The organism is Pseudomonas sp. URIL14HWK12:I5, from assembly GCF_900176445.1.
In the GTDB taxonomy this organism is placed as follows: domain Bacteria; phylum Pseudomonadota; class Gammaproteobacteria; order Pseudomonadales; family Pseudomonadaceae; genus Aquipseudomonas; species Aquipseudomonas monteilii.
In genome coordinates, this window is the sequence record NZ_FWXQ01000013.1 from 38,741 (window position 1) to 60,542 (window position 21,802).

Sequence of the window (21,802 nt, forward strand, 5' to 3'; positions counted from 1 at the left end):
TATCAACCCTGCGACAGCAGCTGACGCAGGTCGATGACCGCAGCGTTAGCCCGGGAAATGTAGTTGGCCATGACCAGCGAGTGGTTGGCCCACATGCCGAAACCACTGCCATTGAGCACCATCGGGCTCCACAGCGGCTCTTGCGAGGCTTCCAGCTCACGAATGATCTGACGCACGCTGACCGTGGCGTTCTTCTTCGCCAGCACGTCGGCAAAGTCCACCTCGATGGCGCGCAGCAGGTGCGACAGCGCCCAGGCCTGGCCACGGGCTTCGTAGAACACGTTGTCGATCTGCAGCCATGGGGTTTCCACCAGCTCTTCGTCCACCTGCGGCGCCTGGCCGGCAACCACCGACTCGGTCTTCAGCGTGGTGTTCAGCTTCACCCGGCCAACGCTGGCCGAAAGGCGCTGCGACAGCGACCCCAGACGGGTAGCCACGTCACCCAGCCAGTTGTTCAGGTTGTCGGCACGGGTGTAGAAGATCGCGCCCTTGTCGCCGGCAGCCAGACGGGTCTGGTAGCGGGTCAGCGACTTGATGCCCTCTTCGAACTCCGACTCGCTCGATGGCAAGATCCAGCTCTTGTTGTCGAAGTTGAAGCGCGGCTCGGCCTTGGCCAGGTCGGCGTCCTCGGTGGACTGCGACTGCGAACGGGCAAAGTCCTTGCGCAGGGCGCGGGACAGGTCGCGGACCTGGACCAGCACGCCGTATTCCCAGCTCGGCATGTTGTCCATCCACAGCCCGGGCGGGAAGCGGTCGTTGGAAATGTAGCCGCCCGGCTTGTTCAGCAAGGTGCCGGCCACGGTCTTGAGGGTTTCGAGGGTGGTATAACCCACCACCATCTGCTGGCCGGTGCGCTCGGCAGCGGCTTGGGCATTCTGCTGCACCGGGAACAGCGCAGGCTCCTGGCTCCAGTACCAGCCCAGGCCGATACACACCAGCAGGTACAACCCGATCAGGGTCCCCAGGGCACGGCTCCAAAGGCCGCCAAGGTAGCTACGGGCAGCAGCGCCGCGGCCATCGACACGCTCGCGGGGCTCGGCTTTGGCCTCGCGGTTTTTCCAGTCCAGCATGGCTTTGTCCTTAATCAGTCACGACGGTTCAGGGGCTTGGACCACAGGCCTGCGCCAGGGTGCCACGGCAAGCCCGTGTGGCAGCACTATAAAGCAGACACCACCGTACGCATAAGCGACCAATCGGTCAGCAACTGAATATTCGTTCTGGCCGCTTTGTTGATGCAGGGCACTCACGTATTCGGAAAGAGCTGCTAGCATAGAGCCATCATTGCCCCTGCACATCCCAACCTATAAGTAGCCAGGACATGAGCAAAGCAGTCGAGCCGAGCCCGCAGTGCCCCGCCCAACAGGCGACGCGTAGCGGCCTGCGCAAGGATGACCCGCTCGACCAGGTGCTGCTGCCGCCCCTGCGAAAACCGGTGTACATCCTGCTGCAGGACCACGAGCGTGCCCAGCGCCTGGCCCAGCAGTTGGAATTCTTCGGCCTGGTGGTGCAAGCGCTGCCCAGCGCTGCGGCGCTCTGCGCTTCGATCAGCGAGTACCCACCCTCGGCCATCATCATGGACGTCGACTTCACCGGGGCTGGCCAAGGCTTGCTGCTGGCCGCCCAGGTGCAGCAGGCGCTGGCGCAACCTGTTCCGCTGCTGTTCTTCAGCCACCACGAAGCCGATACCCCGACCCGCCTGGCCGCCGTGCGCGCGGGTGGCCAGGACTTTCTCACCGGCAGCCTGGAGGCTTCCAGCCTGCTGGAAAAAGTCGAACTGCTGACCCACATCACCCAGCAAGACCCGCTGCGCGTGCTGATCATCGACGACTCACGCACCCAGGCCCTGTACACCGAGCGCGTGCTGGCCGGTGCCGGTATGGTAACCCGCAGCCTGACCGATCCGATCCTTACCATGGCGGAGCTTGCCGACTTCCAGCCCGACCTGATCATTCTCGACCTGTACATGCCAGCCTGTACCGGCCCGGAGCTGGCCAAGGTGATTCGCCACAGCGACCGCTACGTGAGCGTGCCGATTATCTACCTGTCAGCCGAAGACGACCTGGACAAACAGCTGGACGCCATGAGCGAAGGCGGGGATGACTTCCTGACCAAACCGTTTCGCTCACGCCACCTGATCACCACCGTGCGCAACCGCGCCGCCCGTGCCCGGCACCTGAAGGCGCGAATGGTGCGCGACAGCCTGACCGGGCTGTACAACCACACCCACATCCTGCAACTGCTTGAAGACTGCAGCTTCCGCGCCCGCCGTGAGCAGCAACCGTTGAGCTTTGCCATGCTCGACATCGACCATTTCAAGAAGATCAACGACCGCCATGGCCACCCCATGGGCGACCGGGTGATCAAGAGCCTGGCCCTGTTTCTCAAGCAGCGTTTGCGCAAGACTGACTTCATCGGCCGCTACGGCGGCGAGGAGTTCGCCATTGTCATGCCCAACACCGCGCTGGACGCAGCACACAGGGTGCTGGACGAAATCCGCCGGCGCTTTGCCGAAATTCTCTACCCGGCACAACCCCGGGATTTGCAGTGCACGTTCAGTGCAGGTGTGGTGCAGCTGGATGACGGGCTCGATGCGCTGACCATGGCCAGTGCGGCGGACGAGGCGTTGTACCGGGCCAAGCATGCCGGGCGCAACTGTGTAGTGCGTGTAGAACCCTGACCAGTTTCACCAGTACAGGCACTGTGCCACTTTTTTTCTGAGGCCAGCCCCTTGTCGTCATCACCCGGTCACAAAATCGCAATAACTTCAGGCGCCTACCTCTACTCCCCTGCGCAGGAAGTTCGCGGCTATGCGCCTGAAGTGGCTGACCAATTTCAACACCCTGTTGCTGGTGACCGTGTGCCTCGCCTTGGGCGCCACCTTGTGGTGGTCGCAGCGCGCCCTCGAGCGCCCCTACCAGATGATGGAGCGTTACCTGGGCCTGTCCCAGCAGTTTCAGAACCTGGCGGCACGCAACATCCAGGCTTACCTGGCCAGCGGCGACGCCCTGCGCCATGCCGCCGCCATGGAGGCCAACCAGCAGCTGCAGGCCGCCCTGGCCGAATGGCCCGTTGAGCTGGCCGACACATTACGCCCAAGCCTGGACAGCCTGCAGGCCTTCACCGCCAATGAGTTGCTGGCCGCTGGCAAGCTGGCCGGTGACCCACAAGCCCTGCTGCTGCAGGCCGAGCGGGAGCTGGGAGCCAACGTCGAACAACTGGCCGGCTACGCTCGCGACAGCGGCAACGCCGATGCCAACCGCTACCTGTTGCCATTGCTCGATGCCACTGTGCACCTGAGCCGCCTTTCGCTGGCCCGGGACAAACTGGTCAATAGCGGCCGCCCGGAGCTTGCCGACGAGGTGGAGCGCGAGTTGCAACTGATCCGCGCCCAGGCTCAAGCCATCGATGCCTTGCCCTTGCTTGGCGTAACCCGCGCCGCCGAGTCCGGTGCCGACGACTTCGCCGCGATGATGGGCCTTGAGACCCAGGCCAATGCCCAGCAGGAAGACATCGCGGTTGGCCTAAAGCGTGAACTGCAAAGCCTGCTGAGCCGCTACCCGGCTGAATTGCAGCGTACCCGCGAACAGATCGAACGCCGCGGCGCCCTGGCCGCCAGCACTAATCAACGCCTTGAGGCCGTGCAGCTAGCCATTGCAGCATTGGAACCCGAAGTGCGTGGCCAGCATGCGAAAATTGCCGCCGAGGTGCGCATCATCCAGGGTTTGATGATTGGCTTGATCCTGCTGATCGCCTTGTTGATCGACACCCTGCAGCGCCGCCTGACGCGTACCCTCACCGGCCTGGCACCCGCCTTGTCACGGTGGGCCGAAGGCGACTTCGCCCAAGGTATCGCCCTGGGCAAGACCAACCGCGAACTGCGCGACATCCAGGAATCGCTCAACCGCCTGCGCCAGTACCTGGTGGAACTGGTAGGCACCATCCGCCACAACGCCGAGCAAGTGGCGGGCAGCAGCCACGCGCTGGCCGGCATGAGCGCCGCCCTGCACGACGGCGCCGAACGCCAGGCGGGCGATACCGGGCAGATCCGCGACGCACTGGGCGAACTGGAAGCGACCATCCAGCAAGTGGCAGGTGATGCCAGCGCCGCCGCCGACGCCAGCCGCGATGCCGGGCGTGCGGTGGAGCAAGGCCAGGCGGTGATCGGCCAGAGCCTGTCAGGTTTGCGTGAACTGGTTGATGAAGTGCAAGGCAACGCCCGCATGATCGAGCAACTGGCGGAAGAGTCGGCCACCATCGGCGGGGTGCTGACGGTGATCCGCTCGATTGCCGAGCAAACCAACCTGCTGGCGCTGAACGCCGCCATCGAAGCGGCGCGTGCGGGTGAGATGGGCCGTGGCTTTGCCGTGGTAGCCGATGAAGTGCGCTCGCTGGCGCAACGCACCACGGGGGCTACCGGCGAGATTCAGGCACTGATCGACCGCCTGCAGCAAGCCGCGAGAAGTTCGGTAGCAGGGATGCGTGCGCAGCTTGAGCATGCCGAGGCCACAGCCAACCAGGCCCAAGCGGCAGATGGCGCGCTGGACGAGATTGTCTGCGCCATTCGCACCATCTCGGATACCGCCGTGCGGATTGCCGATGTCACGGCGCAGCAGAGCGGCGCGGTGAGTGAGATTCGTGACCACAGCGAACGGATTCATGAGTTGGGTGAGGACAACCTGCAGCGCATTGGCGAGGGGCGTGAGCAAGGGGAGCAGTTGCTGAGCCTGGGCGGCGAGCTGAACCGGGCGGTGCGGGCGTTCAGAGTCTGAGCTGGCGGGTGCTCGCCCTGACATGTGCAGTGCCTGGGAGATCGAGCGCCGCCCGCGCGGCGCTCGATCTCCCAGGCGTTAAAAATGTCATGGCAAGCCCAGCTGGCCCCATCCTCCACCAACTCCGCTATCATGCCGGCACGTTCCACCTCGCGAGTCCGCCATGCGCCGCCTGTTTTTCCTGCTGTTCCTGCTGCTGGCCAGCCCTGCCTTCGCCACGGGCCTGCTCGACAACCGCCCCAGCGCCACCCTCGGGGCCGCTTCGCTGTCCAATAATGCCGACTTCCTGCCGGTGCACGAGGCCTTCAAGCTCAGCCTGATCCAGGCCGACGCACACACCCTCAAGCTGCGCTTCGTCGCCACCGAGGGCTACTACCTTTACCGCCACCGCTTCCAGTTCCGCACCGAGCCGGCCGACATTGCCCTGGGCACGCCAAACATCCCCAAAGGCGAGGCCAAGCACGATGAGTTTTTCGGCGACGTCGAGGTTTATCACGGCGTGGTCGACATCGAACTGCCGCGCACCGACCCGCGTGCCTTCACCCTGCTGGTGGGCTACCAGGGCTGCGCCGACAAGGGCCTGTGCTACCCACCGGAAACCGAACGCCTGAGCATCGATGGCGAAAGCGGCGCAAATACGCCGGGCGCTGCCGAACACGCCTGGAACTGGAAATCACTGCTGCTGTTCTTCCTTGCCGGGGTTGGCCTGACCTTCACCCCGTGCGTGCTGCCAATGCTGCCGATCCTGTCTGGCGTGGTGCTGCGTGGCCAGGTCGGCGGCCTGCGCGGGCTCGCTCTATCGCTGGCCTACGTGCTGCCGATGGCGGCCAGCTTCGCCGTACTCGGCGCGCTGATGGGCCTGTTCGGTGCCGGCCTTAACCTGCAGGCCCGTCTGCAATCGGCCTGGGTGCTGGTGCCGTTCGCGCTGTTCTTCGTGGTGTTCGCCCTGGCCATGTTCGGCCTGTTCGAAATCAAGCTGCCGCAGGCCCTGAGCAACCGCCTGAACAACGTCGCCAACCACACCAAGGGTGGCTCGCTGCTCGGCGCGGCCGTGCTCGGCGTGCTTTCCAGCCTGCTGGTTTCGCCGTGCGTATCCGCCCCCTTGGCCGGTGCCCTGCTGTACATCAGCGCCAGCGGCGATGCCGTGGGCGGCGCGCTCAAGCTGTTTGCCCTGGGCCTCGGCATGGGCGCGCCATTGCTGTTGGTAGCCACCGGTGGCGCAGCCTGGCTGCCCAAAAGCGGCCCTTGGATGAATACCGTGAAAAACGCCATCGGTGTCCTGCTGCTGGGGCTGGCCATCGGCTTGCTCAGCCGCGTGCTGCCGGGCCCGCTTACCTTGCTGCTGGTCGGTTTCCTCGCCGCTGGCGTGGCGCTGTTCCTCGGCGCCCTGGAGTTCGTTGTAAAAAGCGCACGCCAGCGCCTGGCCCAACTGCTGGGCCTGGGCTTGCTGGTCTACGCCCTGGCTTGCTGGTATGGCGCGCTGAGTGGCCAAGGCGACCCGCTGCGCCCGCTGCCGGTTGCAACACTGGCGGTCAGCGGCGACAGCCCGGCGGCAAAGGCGGATGCCTGGCAAACCATCACCACTCCCGCCGCACTGGACGCGGCGCTGGCCCAGGCCAAGGCGGCAGGCCAGCCCGTGCTGCTGGACTGGTACGCCGACTGGTGCATCAGCTGCAAAGTGATCGAGCATGAAGTGCTGAACGCGCCACAGGTGCAAACGCAGCTGACCGGCTTCAAGTTGGTGCGTTTCGACATCACCGAGAGCAATGCCGAGCAACGCACGCTGCTCGACCGCTATCAGCTGTTCGGCCCCCCCGCCTTGCTCTTCTTTGCCGCGAACGGCAGCGAAATGACCGCCGATCGGGTGATTGGCGAGATAAACGCCGGTGAATTTGCGCAAATTCTGACACGCGTGCGCGGGAAAGTCGGTCTATAACTTCCCCCGTGCCGGGAAAAATCCTGAAATAGGTGACCAGATTTAAGTATTTGGTCACATACTTCGCGCGAATCTCGGACATCGTGCTGGCTACTGCCGGGAACTGGACACCTGCCGTCGCTTTGCGGCACACTCGCCGCGCTGTGTCGAATTGCCCTACAAATCCAAGGAATCCGCAGATGGCAACGCTACTGGTGCTCCACGGCCCCAACCTCAACCTGCTCGGTACCCGCGAGCCAGGCCACTACGGCGCCGTGACCCTGGCCCAGATCAACCAGGACCTGGAGCAACGTGCCCGCGCCGCAGGCCACCATTTGCAATACCTGCAGAGCAATGCCGAGTACGAACTGATCGATCGTATTCACGCCGCACGCAACGAGGGTGTGGACTTCATCCTGATCAATCCGGCTGCTTTCACCCACACAAGCGTCGCATTACGTGACGCATTGCTTGCGGTGAGCATCCCATTCATCGAAGTGCACCTGTCCAACGTGCACAAACGCGAACCGTTCCGTCACCACTCCTACTTTTCCGATGTTGCCGTAGGGGTGATCTGCGGCCTGGGCGCCAGCGGTTATCGCCTGGCCCTGGAGTCCGCGCTGGAACAACTGGCTGCCAACGCACAGCCCAAATGATGAAAACCCTGGCCTCAGAGGGCCAGGGTTCTAGAGAAACGTTCAGTTACGTTTTTTTGTATTTCGCCCCCTGACCGAACCTTTGGGAGTTGATGATTAATGGATATCCGTAAAGTCAAGAAACTGATCGAGCTGCTGGAAGAGTCTGGCATCGACGAACTGGAGATCAAGGAAGGCGAAGAGTCGGTCCGTATCAGCCGTCACAGCAAAACCCCGGCTGCCCAACAGTACTTCGCACCGGCTCCGGTAGCCGCTGCTGCACCTGTTGCCGCCCCGGTTGCCGCTGCCGCTCCAGCCGCCGAAGCCGCTGCCGCCGCCCCGGCCCTGAAAGGCACCGTGATCCGCTCGCCAATGGTAGGTACCTTCTACCGCAAGCCTTCGCCGACCTCGCCGAACTTCGCTGAAGTGGGCCAGACCGTGAAGAAAGGCGACACCCTGTGCATCGTCGAAGCCATGAAGATGATGAACCACATCGAAGCCGATGTTGGCGGTGTCATCGACGCCATCCTGGTAGAAGACGGCCAGCCGGTTGAGTTCGACCAGCCGCTGTTCACCGTCGTTTGAGTCGCGGAGAGCCAACGATGTCTGGGAAGCTCGAAAAAGTCCTGATCGCCAACCGTGGGGAAATTGCCCTGCGGATCCTGCGTGCCTGCAAAGAGCTGGGCATCAAAACCGTCGCTGTGCACTCCACCGCCGACCGTGAACTGATGCACCTGGGCCTGGCAGACGAGTCGGTCTGCATCGGCCCTGCATCGTCCAAGGATTCCTACCTGCATATCCCGGCAATCATCGCTGCCGCCGAAGTCACCGGCGCCACCGCGATTCACCCGGGCTACGGCTTCCTGGCAGAAAACGCCGACTTCGCCGAGCAGGTTGAAAAATCCGGTTTCGCCTTCATCGGCCCGAAAGCCGACACCATTCGCCTGATGGGCGACAAGGTTTCGGCCAAGGACGCGATGATCAAGTCGGGCGTACCGACCGTACCGGGCTCCGATGGCCCGCTGCCGGAAGACGAAGAAGTCGCCCTGGCGATTGCCCGTGACGTCGGTTACCCGGTGATCATCAAGGCCGCCGGTGGTGGTGGTGGTCGCGGCATGCGCGTGGTGCACAAGGAAGAGGACCTGATTGCCTCGGCCAAGCTCACCCGTACCGAAGCCGGTGCAGCCTTCGGCAACCCGATGGTGTACCTGGAGAAGTTCCTGACCAACCCACGCCACGTGGAAGTGCAGGTACTGTCCGACGGCCAGGGCAACGCCATTCACCTGGGCGACCGTGACTGCTCGCTGCAGCGCCGTCACCAGAAGGTGCTGGAAGAAGCACCAGCCCCGGGCATCGACGAGAAAGCCCGCCAGGAAGTGTTCAAGCGTTGCGTCGATGCGTGCATCGAGATCGGCTACCGTGGTGCGGGTACGTTCGAGTTCCTGTACGAAAACGGCCGCTTCTACTTCATCGAGATGAACACCCGTGTGCAGGTTGAGCACCCGGTGTCCGAGATGGTGACCGGTATCGACATCGTCAAGGAGATGCTGAGCATCGCCGCTGGCAACAAGCTGTCGTACCGCCAGGAAGACGTGGTGATTCGTGGCCACTCGCTGGAATGCCGTATCAACGCCGAAGACCCGAAGAAGTTCATCCCGAGCCCAGGCAAGGTGAAGCACTTCCACGCACCAGGCGGCAACGGCGTACGCGTCGATTCGCACCTGTACAGCGGTTATTCGGTTCCGCCGAACTACGACTCGCTGATCGGCAAGCTGATCACCTACGGCAAGGACCGCGACGAAGCCATGGCACGCATGCGCAATGCACTGGACGAGATCGTCGTCGACGGCATCAAGACCAACATCCCACTGCACCGCGACCTGGTGCGTGATGAAGGTTTCTGCAAAGGCGGCGTCAACATTCATTACCTCGAACACAAGCTGGCCAACGAGCATTGATCGAGTAGTGTGATGCACCAAAAACCCCGGCCTTGTGCCGGGGTTTTTTATTGCCTGCCAGGGCCTGAGGGCCTATCCCTTCATGCGCGGCATTTCGATGCGGTGCTCATGCACCCGCCGATACAGCGTCGCCCGCGATATCCCCAGCGCCCGCGCCGCATCGGCCGGTTTCCAGCGATGGCGGATCAGTGCATCCAGCAACAACTGCCGGGCCGGGCAAGACACGCTGCTTTCAGGCGAAGCAACCGCTTCACCGCGCACCTCTTGCGGCAAGTCCTGCAATTGCACCTGCCCGCCTTCACTCACCGCGCAGGCATAGCGCAACACCTGCCGCAGCTGGCGCAAGTTTCCCGGCCAACGGTAAACCAGCAATGCTTGCAGCGCATCATCGGCCAACACCACCTCGACAGCACACGCATCGGCCTCCTCGGCCAGCAGCTGATGAATCAACCCCAACCGATCCTCACGTTCCCGCAGCGGCGGCAACTCGAAGCGGGCATTGGCCAGGCGGAAGTACAGGTCTTCACGAAAACGCCCGTCCTCAACCATCGCGGCCAGGTCGCGATGAGTGGCGCAGATCACCTGGATGTCCACACGCTCACGCCGCGCGGCGCCCAACGGCGCCACTTCACCCTCGGCCAGCACCCGCAGCAGGCGCGTTTGCAGGTTCAGCGGCATGTCGCCGATTTCATCGAGGAACAGCGTGCCGCCATCGGCCTGCTGCAACAGCCCTTGCATGCCTTTGCTGGAGGCCCCGGTAAAGGCTCCAGCCACGTAGCCAAACAGCTCGCTCTCGATCAGGCTTTCCGGAATGGCCGCACAGTTCAGCGTGACGAACGGGCCATCCCGGCGCTGGCTTTGCTGGTGCAGTTGGCGGGCGAACACTTCTTTGCCAGCCCCGGTCTCACCTTGCACCAGTACCGCCAGATTGCAGTCCTTGACCCGCGTGGCCAGGCGCAGGTGCTGTTCGATGCGTGCGTCCTGGGCCTGGCGCAACGGCTGCGCGCGCTGGCGTTGCCGTGGGGCGCTGACCCGACCATACAGCCCCCCCAGACCCGGCAGGCGCTGGGCCGACGACGCGCTCACCCGGCGTAGCTGGTCAATGTCGAACAGCTCACCAATATGCTCGGGCAAGCGCCCCAGGCGCTCCACCAGCCGTTGCCGCGCCAGGCTGTTGATCGCCTGCAGGCGGCCATCGGCATCCCAGGCCAGCAGGTAGTCCGGCTGGCTTTCCACATAACCCGGCGTGCCGTGGGCGCGCATCACCCAGTGGCCTTGGGCACTGTGCATGAAAAAGGCGTTTTCGATCTCGCGGGCGGTCTGCTCCACCAGTTGGCGGATCAGATGCTGGCTACGGCGGTCATCTGGCGACTGCAAGGCTGACACATCCACCACGCCCAACAACTCGCCAAGCGGGTCGAACACCGGTGCCGCCGTGCAGGTCAGGCCGATGAACGCAGCGCGAAAGTGGTCTCGCTTGTGCACGGTGACCGGGGCCTTGGCGGTCAACACCGCCGCCACGCCGCAGGTACCCTCCTCGCCTTCCGACCAGCAGGTGCCCAGGTACAACCCGGCCTTGCGGCAGTCGTTGCGGATGGCCGACTCGACCCGGTAATCGATGGTGCGCCCCTGGGCATCGGTCAGCAGTACGCAGTAGTCGGCACCGCGTACCCGCTCGTGCAGGCGTGCCACAGCATCGCTGGCGATGCGCAGGAACAGTTCGGCGCGTTCGCGGCACTCGTTGAGCAGGCTTTGAGAAAGGATACGCGGCCCCTGCTGGGACCCGGGGTCGAGGCGGTACAGCTCCATGGAACGGCGCCAGGAGTCGAGGATCAGCGGTGGCACAGGCGCCTGTGGCAGGCGGTCGGCATTCTTCAACACCCTGCTGACGCAGTCGACATGGGCTCGGGAGTTCGCGGCAAGCATTCAGGCCCTCCGGTTCTCGTTGCTGTTTTTATCGTTGTCTGGCCATTAAGCGCCTCTGGGCATGCCCCGACAAGCACTGTGTGATTACCGGCTGGCTTGAGACGCCGCGTCTCAGCGTCTCGGCAATGCCGGCCTGGCGCTGGCACCCGGCGTCTCGCCAGCACCGTGGCAAAGGCATGCCAGAACGCAATCAAAGCCCTCTAGCCCGGCCATTTCAGCCAAATCAAAGAAAGCTGGCACCGCGCTTGCTCCTGCCTTGGCAAACAAAAATACGAGGTGCGCCATGCCGCAACCCGCCCCGATTGTCGGGATTATTGCCAACCCTGCCTCTGGCCGCGACCTGCGCCGCCTGACCGCCAACGCCGGGCTCTATTCCAGCACCGACAAGGCCTCGGCCATCCAGCGCCTGCTGGCGTCCTTCGGTGCCACCGGCATCGGCCAGGTGCTGTTGCCCAGCGACATGACCGGCATCGCCGCGGCCGTGCTCAAGGCCAGCCAGGGCCCGGGCGCCCGTGACCAGCACTGGCCGGCCCTCGAAATACTCGACCTGCCGCTGACCCAGACCGTTGCCGACACCCGCCTGGCCACCCGGTGCATGGTCGAGCGCGGCGTGGCGATGATCGCCGTGCTCGGTGGCGATGGCACCCACAAGGCAGTCGCTGCCGAGGCCGGTGACGTACCGCTGCTGACGTTGTCCACCGGCACCAACAATGCGTTCCCCGAACTGCGCGAAGCCACCAGCGCTGGCCTTGCCGGTGGCCTGTTCGCCAGCGGCCTGGTGCCCGCCAGCATCGGCCTGCGCCGTAACAAGCGCCTGCTGGTAAGAGTGCCCGAGCAACAGTTGGCCGAATGGGCCTTGGTCGAAGTGGCCGTGTCGCCACAGCGCTTCATCGGCGCCCGTGCGCTCAGCCGCAGCGAGGACCTGTGCGAAGTCTTCGCCTGCTTTGCCGAACCCCATGCCATCGGCCTGTCGGCCCTCTGCGGCCTCTGGTGCCCAGTGTCACGCCAAGACCTGCACGGTGCCTGGGTACGCCTGAACCCCGGCGCCGAACAAGCATTGTTCGCGCCGCTGGCGCCCGGCCTGCTGCAAGCCTGCGGCATCACCGCCAGCGGCCCGCTGACACCTGGCGTTGCCCATCGCCTGAGCCTGACCAGCGGCACCCTGGCCCTGGACGGCGAACGCGAAATCGAATTCGCCGAGCACGACACGCCCACCATCACCCTCGACCACCAAGGCCCGCTAAGCGTGGATGTCGAGGCCGTACTGGCGCACGCCGCCCGCCACCACCTGCTGGCCGTCCCGCGCGGCCACCGGCTGCACCCTGCATCCCCGCGTTGAGACAACCCTGGAGAACAACAAGATGTCCAATCAACTGAGTACCGAACAACTGCTGCATGCCTATGAAGTGATGCGCACCATCCGTGCGTTCGAAGAACGCCTGCATGTGGAATTCGCCACGGGCGAGATCCCCGGTTTCGTCCACCTGTACGCTGGCGAAGAGGCCTCGGCCGCCGGGGTCATGGCCCACTTGCGCGACAGCGACTGCATCGCGTCAACCCACCGGGGTCATGGCCACTGCATCGCCAAGGGCGTGGACGTGTACGGCATGATGGCCGAGATCTACGGCAAGAAGACCGGCGTATGTGGCGGCAAGGGCGGCTCGATGCACATTGCCGACCTGGAGAAAGGCATGCTCGGCGCCAACGGCATCGTCGGCGCTGGCGCCCCGCTGGTAGCCGGGGCAGCGCTGGCGGCCAAGATCAAAGGCAAGGACGATGTGTCAGTGGCCTTCTTCGGCGATGGCGCCTCCAACGAAGGTGCGGTGTTCGAGGCCATGAACATGGCGTCAATCATGAACCTGCCCTGCATCTTCGTGGCCGAGAACAACGGCTACGCCGAAGCCACCGCCTCCAATTGGTCCGTTGCCTGCGACCATATTGCCGACCGCGCCGCCGGGTTCGGCATGCCGGGTGTCACCATCGACGGCTTCGACTTCTTTGCGGTGTACGAGGCCGCCGGCGCAGCCATCGAGCGCGCTCGCTCCGGGCAAGGCCCGTCGCTGATCGAGGTCAAGCTCAGCCGCTACTACGGCCACTTCGAAGGCGATGCACAAACCTACCGCGCCCCGGATGAAGTGAAGAACCTGCGCGAATCCCGCGATTGCCTGATGCAGTTCCGCAACAAGACCACCCGTGCCGGCCTGCTCACTGCCGAGCAACTGGACGCCATCGACGCCCGCATCGAAGACCTGATCGAGGACGCCGTGCGCCGCGCCAAGTCCGATCCCAAGCCACAGCCCGCCGACCTGCTCACCGACGTCTACGTCGCCTACCCCTGAGCTGCGGATTACAAGAACAACAGGAGAACCACCATGGCAAGAAAGATCAGCTACCAGCAGGCCATCAACGAAGCCCTGGCGCAGGAAATGCGCCGCGACAACACCGTGTTCATCATTGGCGAAGACGTGGCCGGCGGTGCCGGCGCCCCCGGCGAGGATGACGCCTGGGGTGGCGTGCTGGGCGTGACCAAAGGCCTGTACCACCAGTTTCCCGGCCGCGTGCTGGACGCGCCGCTGTCGGAAATCGGCTACGTCGGGGCCGCCGTCGGGGCCGCCACCCAGGGCCTGCGCCCGGTGTGCGAGCTGATGTTCGTCGACTTCGCCGGCTGCTGCCTGGACCAGATCCTCAACCAGGCCGCCAAGTTCCGCTACATGTTTGGCGGCAAGGCAGTCACGCCGCTGGTGATGCGCACCATGTATGGCGCCGGCCTGCGTGCGGCGGCCCAGCACTCGCAGATGCTCACCTCGCTGTGGACGCACATCCCCGGCCTGAAAGTGGTGTGCCCGTCCTCGCCTTACGATGCCAAAGGCCTGTTGATCCAGGCGATCCGCGACAACGACCCGGTGATCTTCTGCGAGCACAAGCTGCTGTACAGCATGCAGGGCGAGGTGCCGGAAGAGGTGTACACCGTACCGTTCGGCGAGGCCAACTTCCTGCGCGATGGTGACGATGTGACCCTGGTCACTTACGGGCGCATGGTGCATGTGGCGCTGGAGGCTGCCAACAACCTGGCCCGCCAGGGCATCGACTGCGAAGTGCTGGACCTGCGCACCACCAGCCCGCTGGACGAAGACAGCATTCTCGAAAGCGTGGAAAAAACCGGCCGCCTGGTGGTGATCGACGAAGCCAACCCGCGTTGCTCCATGGCCACCGACATCAGCGCGCTGGTGGCGCAGAAGGCATTCGGCGCGCTCAAGGGCCCGATCGAAATGGTCACCGCACCGCACACTCCGGTGCCGTTCTCCGACGCCCTGGAAGACCTGTACATCCCTGACGCGGCGAAGATCGAGGCTGCCGTGCGCAAGGTGATCGAAGCTGCAAGGAGTGCCGCATGAGCCAGATCCATACCCTGACCATGCCCAAGTGGGGCCTTTCGATGACCGAGGGCCGGGTGGACGCCTGGCTCAAGCAGGAAGGCGACGAAATCAACAAAGGCGACGAGGTGCTGGACGTCGAGACCGACAAGATCAGCAGCAGCGTCGAAGCCCCGTTCAGTGGTGTATTGCGCCGCCAGGTGGCCAAACCGGATGAAACCCTGCCGGTTGGCGCGCTGCTGGCGGTGGTGGTGGAAGGCGAAGCCGAGGAATCCGAGATCGATGCGGTGGTACAGCGCTTCCAGGCCGAGTTCGTCGCCGAAGGGGGCGCCGACCAGGCACAAGGGCCGGCCCCGCAGAAGGCTGAAGTGGGCGGCCGCCTGTTGCGCTGGTTCGAACTGGGCGAAGGCGGTACGCCGCTGGTACTGGTACACGGCTTTGGCGGCGACCTCAACAACTGGCTGTTCAACCACCCGGCGCTGGCGGCCGAGCGCCGGGTGATCGCCCTCGACCTGCCGGGGCACGGCGAGTCGGCCAAGGCCCTGCAACGGGGCGACCTGGATGAACTGAGCGAAACCGTGCTGGCCCTGCTCGACCACCTGGACATCGCCAAGGCCCACCTGGCCGGACACTCCATGGGGGGCGCGGTCAGCCTGAACGTGGCGCGCCTGGCGCCGCAGCGGGTGGCCAGCCTGAGCCTGATCGCCAGTGCCGGTCTGGGTGAGGCAATCAATGGGCAGTACCTGCAAGGCTTTGTTGCCGCCGCGAACCGCAACGCCCTCAAACCGCAGATGGTGCAGCTGTTCGCCGACCCGGCACTGGTCACCCGGCAGATGCTGGAAGACATGCTCAAGTTCAAGCGCCTGGAAGGTGTCGATGAGGCCTTGCGCCAGCTGGCATTAGCCATTGCCGACGGTGACAGGCAGCGCCACGACCTGCGCAGTGTGCTGGGGCAGCATCCGGCACTGGTGGTGTGGGGTGGCAAGGACGCGATTATCCCGGCCAGCCACGCAGAGGGCCTGGAGGCCGAAGTGCTGGTGCTGCCAGAGGCTGGGCATATGGTGCAGATGGAGGCGGCCGAACAGGTCAACCAGCAAATGCTCGCATTCCTGCGCAAGCACTAAGCCCTTTCCCGTGAGCCTGGAGAACAACAATGAATGACCTGAGCCACACCCACATGCGCGCCGCCGTCTGGCATGGCCGTAATGATATTCGCGTCGAACAGGTCCCCCTGCCAGCCGACCCGGCACCCGGCTGGGTGCAGATCAAGGTGGACTGGTGCGGCATCTGCGGCTCCGACCTGCACGAATACGTCGCCGGCCCGGTGTTCATCCCGGTGGAGGCACCACACCCGCTGACCGGCATCCAGGGCCAGTGCATCCTCGGCCACGAATTTTGCGGCCAGATCGCCAAGCTTGGCGAAGGCGTGGAGGGCTTTGCGGTAGGTGACCCGGTGGCGGCGGACGCCTGCCAGCATTGTGGTACTTGCTATTACTGCACCCACGGCCTGTACAACATCTGCGAGCGCCTGGCGTTCACCGGCCTGATGAACAATGGCGCCTTTGCCGAGTTGGTCAACGTACCCGCCAACCTGCTGTACCGCTTGCCGCAAGGTTTCCCGCCAGAGGCCGGGGCACTGATCGAACCGCTGGCGGTGGGTATGCACGCGGTGAAAAAGGCCGGCAGCCTGCTTGGGCAGACCGTTGTGGTGGTGGGTGCCGGCACCATCGGTCTGTGCACCATCATGTGCGCCAAGGCTGCGGGCGCGGCGCAAGTGATTGCGCTGGAAATGTCCTCGGCGCGCAAGGCCAAGGCCAAAGAGGTAGGCGCCACCGTGGTGCTGGACCCCAGCCAGTGCGACGCGCTGGCGCAAATCCGCGCACTGACCTTTGGGTTGGGGGCCGATGTGAGCTTTGAGTGCATCGGCAACAAGCACACGGCCCAGCTGGCCATCGACACCATCCGCAAGGCGGGTAAGTGCGTGCTGGTAGGTATTTTTGAAGAGCCTAGCGAGTTCAACTTCTTCGAATTGGTATCCACCGAGAAGCAGGTACTGGGAGCGTTGGCGTACAACGGCGAGTTTGCCGATGTGATTGCCTTCATCGCTGACGGCAGGCTGGATATTCGCCCGCTGGTGACCGGCCGGATCGGGTTGGAGCAGATTGTCGAACTGGGCTTCGAGGAACTGGTGAACAACAAAGAGGAGAACGTGAAGATCATCGTTTCCCCGGGTGTGCGCTGATTAAACCCTCAAAGGCTGCGCAGATCCTGTAGGAGCGGCCTTGTGTCGCGAAAGGGGTGCGCAGCGCCCCCAGGATCTGTGCATCACAGGTAATATTGCCGGGGCCGCGTTGCGGCCCTTTCGCGACAAAAGGCCGCTCCTACACCAGGTGATGCGCCAGCATCTGCCCTCGCTGTCTCAGGATCCCATTCTGCGTCATACTCGGCAGACCTATTGCCCGGTCTTCGCCATGCGTCCACTGCTCCCCATCACCTTGGTCTTGCTGCTCGCCGCCTGTGGCGATGGCGAATCGCTGCTTCCGCCGGACGCACGCTTGCCTGACGGCGGGCGTTACCGGGGGCAGGTGGTCGATGGCCTGCTGCAGGGCGAGGGCCGTATCGACTACCCCAACGGCAGCTGGTACGCCGGCGGCTTCAAGGACGGCCAGTGGCACGGCCAGGGAGAATGGCACGGCCAGAACGGCGAGGTGTACCGTGGCCAGTTCGCCGGGGGGCTGTTCCAGGGACTGGGCGACCTGACCACGCCGGGCAGCCACTATGCCGGCACCTTCAAGCATGGCCGCCGCGATGGCGAAGGCACGCTCAAGCAAGCCGACCAGACCTACCGTGGCCAGTTCAAGGACGACCTCTACGACGGCGCGGGCGAACTGGAACTGGCCGACGGTAGCCGCTACCAGGGCCTGTTCGCCAAGGGCAAACCCAACGGCGCCGGCGTACGCAGCGATGCCAGCGGTAACCAGTTCAGTGGCCGCTTCGTCAACGGCGAGCTGCAAGGCAGCGGCACCTACGACAGCGTTGACGGTGAGCAGTACATCGGCGAGTTCAAGGACAACCGCCTGGAAGGTCGCGGCCGTTACGAAAACGCCGATGGCGATGTGTGGATTGGCGAATTCAAGGATGGCTCATTGATCGGCGAAGGCGAACTGCTGGGCAGCGATGGCAGCCATTACAAAGGCGAGTTCGCCGACTGGCGCCTGTCGGGCCAGGGCAGCCTGCAGCTGGCCGATGGCAGCAAGTACATCGGCGGCTTCCTGAACGATGCCTACCACGGGCATGGGCGATTGATCCTGGCCAGCGGCAAGGTCGAAAGCGGCGTCTGGGTCAATGGCGTGCGGGTACGCGACCAGAACGGCCAGTTGCTACCCGATCCGCTGGACCTGGCCCTGCTCAATCAGGGCCGCCTGCTGGACGAGGCGCTGGCCCGTGTCCCGCGCTCAGCCCCATCGATCCAGCTGTACAGCCTGGTGGTGGCCGGGGATGGCCAGCAGAGCGTGTTCCTGCGCGAAGCCGACTACGTCAGCAACATGCTCAAGGTGCGCTTTGGTGCCCGTGGCCAGATGACCTTGGTCAACCACCGCGACCACATGGCCACCCGCCCCATGGCCACTCGCGAAAACCTTACCCGTGCCGCCCGCACCCTGGCCGAGCGCAGCGGCCCTGAAGACCTGGTGTTCATCTACCTTACCAGCCATGGCAGCCAGGACCATCAACTGGTGCTCGACCAGCCGCGCCTGCAATTGGCTGACCTTTCCGCCGACGAACTGGCCACTGCCCTGGCGCCGCTCAAGAATCGAGACAAGGTAATCGTCATCTCGGCCTGCTATTCAGGGGGCTACATCGCCCCGCTCAAGGATGAGCGCACGCTGATCATGACGGCGGCCCGGGCCGACCGCGTGTCTTTCGGTTGCTCGGAAGAAGCCGACTTCACCTACTTTGGCGATGCCCTGTTCGCCGAAGCGCTGAACCAGACCGACGACCTCAAACAGGCATTTGAACTGGCACGTACCAGCGTTGCCGAAAGAGAACAAAGGGAAGGCTTCGAGGCCTCCGAGCCGCAGCTGTGGGCGCCGCCCGCCGTGCTTGAGCACTGGCAGCAGCTGCGCCGGCAACAGGCCGAAGAAGCGTTGCGTAACGCCACACAAGCCAGCGCGGAGCGACGAGCGGAAACGCCCGGCAACCACTAGAATTGTGTGTAACAAGGGAGAGACATCATGTATTTGACGCCTCAGCATGTCCTGCTTGCCGGTGCCACAGGTCTGACGGGTGAACACCTGCTCGACCGCCTGCTCAACGAGCCCACCATCACCCGCGTACTGGCGCCCACTCGCCGGCCGCTGGCCGAGCATCCGCACCTGGAAAACCCGGTGGGCGACCCAGCGGTATTCCTTCCTCAGTTGGCCGGGCGGGTCGATATCGCCTATTGCTGCCTGGGCACCACGCTGAAGCAGGCCGGCTCCGAATCGGCGTTCCGTGCGGTGGACCTGGACATGGTGGTGGCGTTCAGCAAACGTGCCCGGGAAATGGGCGCGCGGCATCTGTTAGTGGTCAGCGCGCTGGGGGCCGACCCGAAATCGTCGATTTTCTACAACCGGGTCAAAGGTGAGATGGAAGAGGCGCTGAAGGCTCAGGACTGGCCGCAGTTGACCATCGTGCGGCCGTCGTTGCTGCTGGGCGAACGCATTCAGCCACGCCTCAGTGAGCAGTTGGTTTCGCCGTTTTCCAAGCTGATACCGGGTAAATACCGAGGGATCGAGGCTTGCACCCTGGCACGAGCGCTGTGGCGCCTGGCGCTGGAGGAAGAGGACGGGATACGGGTTGTGGAGTCGGATGAGTTGCGCAGGTTGGGCAAGAAATAGGCGTTACCTATGACGGCCTCTTCGCGGGTAGCCCGCGAAAGGGCCGTTACAGGCCACCGGTGGCCTGGAAGCCTACACCGGCTGCTGTCAGCAACGACAACGGCAACAACAGGGTATCGAGCAACATGCTCCCCGGCAGGTCCAGCCCAGGATAGGCTGGTGCATCAGCCCCGTAGTGGTCTCGCGGGCAGCACCCACCATTGATCACGTACAAATCCAGCCGGGTGCCGGCATACACCACCGGCGCCCCGGGCTTGGCGGCATCCAGCGTGCGTACCGTGGCGCAGCCCCCCAGCATCACCAGCGCCAGCCCCCCCACCAACGCTCGCTTCAATCATCCACCCCAAAGTGGTGTTCACCCCAGCGCGGCAACATGTCCTGGGGAATGTTCAGCAGGTTGAGAATACGCGCCACGACAAAGTCGACCAGGTCGTCGATGGTCTGCGGCTGATGGTAGAAGCCCGGTGCCGCCGGCAGGATCACCGCGCCCATCTGCGACAGCTTGAGCATGTTTTCCAGGTGGATGGTGGAAAACGGCGCTTCGCGTGGCACCAGGATCAGTTGCCGACGCTCCTTGAGGGTAACGTCGGCAGCGCGTTCGATCAGGTTGTTGCAGGCACCGGTGGCAATGGCCGACAAGGTGCCGGTGGAACAAGGCACTACCACCATCGCCGCCGGGGCACCGGAGCCGGAGGCCACCGGCGACATCCAGTCTTCCTTGCCATACACGCGGATCTGCCCGTCGGCGGCGCCGGTGTATTCGGTAAGGAAGGCCTGCATCGCCTGGGGCTTGGCCGGCAACAGCACGTCGGTCTCGGTGGCCATTACCAGTTGCGCGGCCTTGGAGATCAGGAAGTGCACTTCGCGGTCTTCGCGCACCAGGCAATCGAGCAGGCGCAGGCCATACTGGGCGCCCGAGGCGCCCGTCATGGCCAGGGTGATGCGTTCCGGCCCGCTCACTTCAGCGCCTCGGCCAGTTTGCCGTGCAGGCCGCCAAAGCCGCCGTTGCTCATGATCACCACATGAGTGCCCGGGCGGGCCTGGCCCTTGACCCGCTCGATGATCGCGTCAAGGCTGTCGGCTACCACACTCGGGACCTTGCACTGCGCGGCGGTGGCCGCCAGGTCCCAGCCGAGGTTGGCCGGGGCGTACCAGATGACCTGGTCGGCGTCGTTGACGCTCTCTGGCAAACCGTCACGGTGGGCGCCCAGCTTCATCGAATTGGAGCGTGGTTCGATCACGGCAATCACCGGGGCCTCGCCAACACGCTTGCGCAGGCCATCGAGGGTGGTGGCGATGGCAGTCGGGTGGTGGGCGAAATCATCGTAGATGGTCACGCCCTGCACTTCGGCCACCTTTTCCATGCGCCGTTTTACGCTCTTGAACGCGCTGAGGCCTTCGATGCCCATGGCCGGGGCCACGCCGACATGGCGGGCGGCGGCCAGGGTGGCCAGCGCGTTGGCAACGTTGTGCTGGCCCGTCAGTGCCCAGTCCACCACGCCTTGCGCTTCGCCTTCGAACAAGACTTCGAAACGCGAGCCGTCGGGGCTGAGCAGGCGCGCCTGCCACTGGCCACCCACGCCTGTGGTCTGCACCGGGGTCCAGCAGCCCATGCCGATCACCCGCTCCAGCGCTTGCTCGGTGGTAGGGTGAATCACCAGGCCTTCGCTCGGGATGGTGCGTACCAGGTGGTGGAACTGCCGCTCGATCGAGGCCAGGTCCGGGAAGATGTCCGCGTGGTCGAACTCAAGGTTGTTGAGGATCGCGGTACGCGGGTGGTAATGCACGAACTTCGAGCGCTTGTCGAAGAAGGCGCTGTCGTACTCGTCGGCTTCGACGACGAAGAACGGCGTGTCGCCCAGGCGGGCCGATACCGAGAAATTCTGCGGCACACCGCCAATCAGGAAGCCCGGGCTCATGCCGGCGTGCTCCAGCACCCAGGCCAGCATGCTGCTGGTGGTGGTCTTGCCGTGGGTACCGGCAACGGCCAGCACCCAGCGGCCTTGCAGCACATGGTCGGCCAGCCACTGCGGGCCGGAAACATAGGGCAGGCCCTTGTTCAGCACGTATTCCACTGCCGGGTTGCCGCGTGACATGGCGTTGCCGATGACCACCAGGTCGGGTGCCGGGTCCAGCTGGGCCGGGTCATAGCCTTGGGTCAGTTCGATGCCCTGGGCTTCGAGCTGAGTGCTCATCGGGGGATAGACGTTGGCGTCCGAGCCGGTGACGCGATGGCCAAGTTCCTTGGCCAGCACCGCCAGCGAGCCCATGAAAGTGCCGCAAATACCGAGAATGTGAATATGCATGGTCGACCTCGCAAAACATCGAGGCAGGGTAGCCCAGGGCGC

The 21,802-nt window shown here is 64.3% G+C and carries 18 protein-coding genes; 13 read left to right on the forward strand and 5 right to left on the reverse strand.

The window, feature by feature from the left end; translation table 11 throughout:
* Positions 1 to 2: 2 nt before the first annotated feature.
* Positions 3 to 1,070: a DUF2333 family protein gene (locus B9A31_RS25035; protein ID WP_019097108.1), complete on the reverse strand. Its 1,068-nt coding sequence runs from the start codon at positions 1,068 to 1,070 to the stop codon at positions 3 to 5.
* 248 nt (positions 1,071 to 1,318) lie between these two features.
* Here B9A31_RS25035 and B9A31_RS25040 point away from each other — a divergent pair, with 248 nt between their 5' ends.
* The 6 genes from B9A31_RS25040 to accC all read left to right on the forward strand — a co-directional run bounded on the left by B9A31_RS25040 (position 1,319) and on the right by accC (position 9,277).
* Positions 1,319 to 2,677 carry a diguanylate cyclase gene (locus B9A31_RS25040; RefSeq protein ID WP_025754637.1) on the forward strand — a complete coding sequence of 453 codons (1,359 nt, stop codon included), beginning with the start codon at positions 1,319 to 1,321 and terminating at the stop codon, positions 2,675 to 2,677.
* A 1,312-nt stretch (positions 2,678 to 3,989) separates the two neighbouring features.
* A complete protein-coding gene (locus B9A31_RS27890; protein ID WP_371053098.1) occupies positions 3,990 to 4,769 on the forward strand; it encodes a methyl-accepting chemotaxis protein in 780 nt (259 codons plus the stop codon).
* A 163-nt stretch (positions 4,770 to 4,932) separates the two neighbouring features.
* Positions 4,933 to 6,705 (forward strand): protein-disulfide reductase DsbD, encoded by a 1,773-nt coding sequence (locus B9A31_RS25050; protein WP_084297496.1) that lies wholly within the window; start codon positions 4,933 to 4,935, stop codon positions 6,703 to 6,705.
* Between the two features lie 179 nt (positions 6,706 to 6,884).
* On the forward strand, positions 6,885 to 7,340 hold the full coding sequence (gene aroQ, locus B9A31_RS25055; RefSeq protein ID WP_003255330.1) for a type II 3-dehydroquinate dehydratase: 456 nt from the start codon (positions 6,885 to 6,887) through the stop codon (positions 7,338 to 7,340).
* A gap of 99 nt (positions 7,341 to 7,439) precedes the next feature.
* A complete protein-coding gene (accB, locus tag B9A31_RS25060; RefSeq protein WP_016715395.1) occupies positions 7,440 to 7,904 on the forward strand; it encodes an acetyl-CoA carboxylase biotin carboxyl carrier protein in 465 nt (154 codons plus the stop codon).
* A gap of 17 nt (positions 7,905 to 7,921) precedes the next feature.
* Positions 7,922 to 9,277 carry an acetyl-CoA carboxylase biotin carboxylase subunit gene (gene accC, locus B9A31_RS25065; RefSeq protein ID WP_016715394.1) on the forward strand — a complete coding sequence of 452 codons (1,356 nt, stop codon included), beginning with the start codon at positions 7,922 to 7,924 and terminating at the stop codon, positions 9,275 to 9,277.
* A gap of 72 nt (positions 9,278 to 9,349) precedes the next feature.
* On the opposite strand, the gene B9A31_RS25070 is transcribed toward accC, so the two are convergent.
* The gene (locus tag B9A31_RS25070) at positions 9,350 to 11,203 is read right to left on the reverse strand and encodes a sigma-54-dependent Fis family transcriptional regulator (RefSeq protein WP_019098112.1); all 1,854 of its coding nucleotides are present in this window, start codon (positions 11,201 to 11,203) and stop codon (positions 9,350 to 9,352) included.
* A 283-nt stretch (positions 11,204 to 11,486) separates the two neighbouring features.
* On the opposite strand from B9A31_RS25070, the gene B9A31_RS25075 reads away from it, so the two are divergent.
* The 7 genes from B9A31_RS25075 to B9A31_RS25105 all read left to right on the forward strand — a co-directional run bounded on the left by B9A31_RS25075 (position 11,487) and on the right by B9A31_RS25105 (position 19,454).
* Positions 11,487 to 12,542, forward strand: coding sequence for an ATP-NAD kinase family protein (locus B9A31_RS25075; protein WP_084297497.1), 1,056 nt, complete (start codon positions 11,487 to 11,489; stop codon positions 12,540 to 12,542).
* Positions 12,543 to 12,564: 22 nt separating this feature from the next.
* On the forward strand, positions 12,565 to 13,542 hold the full coding sequence (locus tag B9A31_RS25080) for a thiamine pyrophosphate-dependent dehydrogenase E1 component subunit alpha (protein ID WP_019097910.1): 978 nt from the start codon (positions 12,565 to 12,567) through the stop codon (positions 13,540 to 13,542).
* A gap of 33 nt (positions 13,543 to 13,575) precedes the next feature.
* Positions 13,576 to 14,598 carry an alpha-ketoacid dehydrogenase subunit beta gene (locus tag B9A31_RS25085; RefSeq protein WP_013970705.1) on the forward strand — a complete coding sequence of 341 codons (1,023 nt, stop codon included), beginning with the start codon at positions 13,576 to 13,578 and terminating at the stop codon, positions 14,596 to 14,598.
* The gene (locus B9A31_RS25090; RefSeq protein WP_019097909.1) at positions 14,595 to 15,701 is read left to right on the forward strand and encodes an acetoin dehydrogenase dihydrolipoyllysine-residue acetyltransferase subunit; all 1,107 of its coding nucleotides are present in this window, start codon (positions 14,595 to 14,597) and stop codon (positions 15,699 to 15,701) included. The genes B9A31_RS25085 and B9A31_RS25090 overlap by 4 nt, the downstream gene beginning before the upstream one ends.
* 53 nt (positions 15,702 to 15,754) lie before the next feature.
* Positions 15,755 to 16,819 (forward strand): 2,3-butanediol dehydrogenase, encoded by a 1,065-nt coding sequence (locus B9A31_RS25095; protein WP_256576303.1) that lies wholly within the window; start codon positions 15,755 to 15,757, stop codon positions 16,817 to 16,819.
* A 229-nt stretch (positions 16,820 to 17,048) separates the two neighbouring features.
* A complete protein-coding gene (locus B9A31_RS25100) occupies positions 17,049 to 18,782 on the forward strand; it encodes a C13 family peptidase (protein WP_016715386.1) in 1,734 nt (577 codons plus the stop codon).
* Positions 18,783 to 18,809: 27 nt separating this feature from the next.
* Entirely contained in the window at positions 18,810 to 19,454 is a 645-nt protein-coding gene (locus B9A31_RS25105; RefSeq protein WP_016715385.1) for an oxidoreductase, read from the forward strand.
* A 46-nt stretch (positions 19,455 to 19,500) separates the two neighbouring features.
* On the opposite strand, the gene B9A31_RS25110 is transcribed toward B9A31_RS25105, so the two are convergent.
* The 3 genes from B9A31_RS25110 to mpl are packed head-to-tail and all read right to left on the reverse strand — an operon-like array spanning position 19,501 to position 21,760.
* Positions 19,501 to 19,788: a YceK/YidQ family lipoprotein gene (locus B9A31_RS25110; protein ID WP_084297499.1), complete on the reverse strand. Its 288-nt coding sequence runs from the start codon at positions 19,786 to 19,788 to the stop codon at positions 19,501 to 19,503.
* Positions 19,785 to 20,414, reverse strand: coding sequence for a flavin prenyltransferase UbiX (ubiX, locus tag B9A31_RS25115; protein WP_016715383.1), 630 nt, complete (start codon positions 20,412 to 20,414; stop codon positions 19,785 to 19,787). The genes B9A31_RS25110 and ubiX overlap by 4 nt, the downstream gene beginning before the upstream one ends.
* Positions 20,411 to 21,760, reverse strand: coding sequence for a UDP-N-acetylmuramate:L-alanyl-gamma-D-glutamyl-meso-diaminopimelate ligase (gene mpl, locus B9A31_RS25120; protein WP_019097905.1), 1,350 nt, complete (start codon positions 21,758 to 21,760; stop codon positions 20,411 to 20,413). Before mpl ends, ubiX begins: the two co-directional genes overlap by 4 nt.
* Positions 21,761 to 21,802: the final 42 nt, after the last annotated feature.

What these genes read in the sequence shown, in the direction of transcription:
- B9A31_RS25035 (WP_019097108.1), bottom strand. Translation starts at nt 1,070, where the DNA reads ATGCTGGACTGGAAAAACCGCGAGGCCAAAGCCGAGCCCCGCGAGCGT.
- B9A31_RS25040 (WP_025754637.1), top strand. Translation starts at nt 1,319, where the DNA reads ATGAGCAAAGCAGTCGAGCCGAGCCCGCAGTGCCCCGCCCAACAGGCG.
- B9A31_RS27890 (WP_371053098.1), top strand. Translation starts at nt 3,990, where the DNA reads ATGAGCGCCGCCCTGCACGACGGCGCCGAACGCCAGGCGGGCGATACC.
- B9A31_RS25050 (WP_084297496.1), top strand. Translation starts at nt 4,933, where the DNA reads ATGCGCCGCCTGTTTTTCCTGCTGTTCCTGCTGCTGGCCAGCCCTGCC.
- aroQ (WP_003255330.1), top strand. Translation starts at nt 6,885, where the DNA reads ATGGCAACGCTACTGGTGCTCCACGGCCCCAACCTCAACCTGCTCGGT.
- accB (WP_016715395.1), top strand. Translation starts at nt 7,440, where the DNA reads ATGGATATCCGTAAAGTCAAGAAACTGATCGAGCTGCTGGAAGAGTCT.
- accC (WP_016715394.1), top strand. Translation starts at nt 7,922, where the DNA reads ATGTCTGGGAAGCTCGAAAAAGTCCTGATCGCCAACCGTGGGGAAATT.
- B9A31_RS25070 (WP_019098112.1), bottom strand. Translation starts at nt 11,203, where the DNA reads ATGCTTGCCGCGAACTCCCGAGCCCATGTCGACTGCGTCAGCAGGGTG.
- B9A31_RS25075 (WP_084297497.1), top strand. Translation starts at nt 11,487, where the DNA reads ATGCCGCAACCCGCCCCGATTGTCGGGATTATTGCCAACCCTGCCTCT.
- B9A31_RS25080 (WP_019097910.1), top strand. Translation starts at nt 12,565, where the DNA reads ATGTCCAATCAACTGAGTACCGAACAACTGCTGCATGCCTATGAAGTG.
- B9A31_RS25085 (WP_013970705.1), top strand. Translation starts at nt 13,576, where the DNA reads ATGGCAAGAAAGATCAGCTACCAGCAGGCCATCAACGAAGCCCTGGCG.
- B9A31_RS25090 (WP_019097909.1), top strand. Translation starts at nt 14,595, where the DNA reads ATGAGCCAGATCCATACCCTGACCATGCCCAAGTGGGGCCTTTCGATG.
- B9A31_RS25095 (WP_256576303.1), top strand. Translation starts at nt 15,755, where the DNA reads ATGCGCGCCGCCGTCTGGCATGGCCGTAATGATATTCGCGTCGAACAG.
- B9A31_RS25100 (WP_016715386.1), top strand. Translation starts at nt 17,049, where the DNA reads ATGCGTCCACTGCTCCCCATCACCTTGGTCTTGCTGCTCGCCGCCTGT.
- B9A31_RS25105 (WP_016715385.1), top strand. Translation starts at nt 18,810, where the DNA reads ATGTATTTGACGCCTCAGCATGTCCTGCTTGCCGGTGCCACAGGTCTG.
- mpl (WP_019097905.1), bottom strand. Translation starts at nt 21,760, where the DNA reads ATGCATATTCACATTCTCGGTATTTGCGGCACTTTCATGGGCTCGCTG.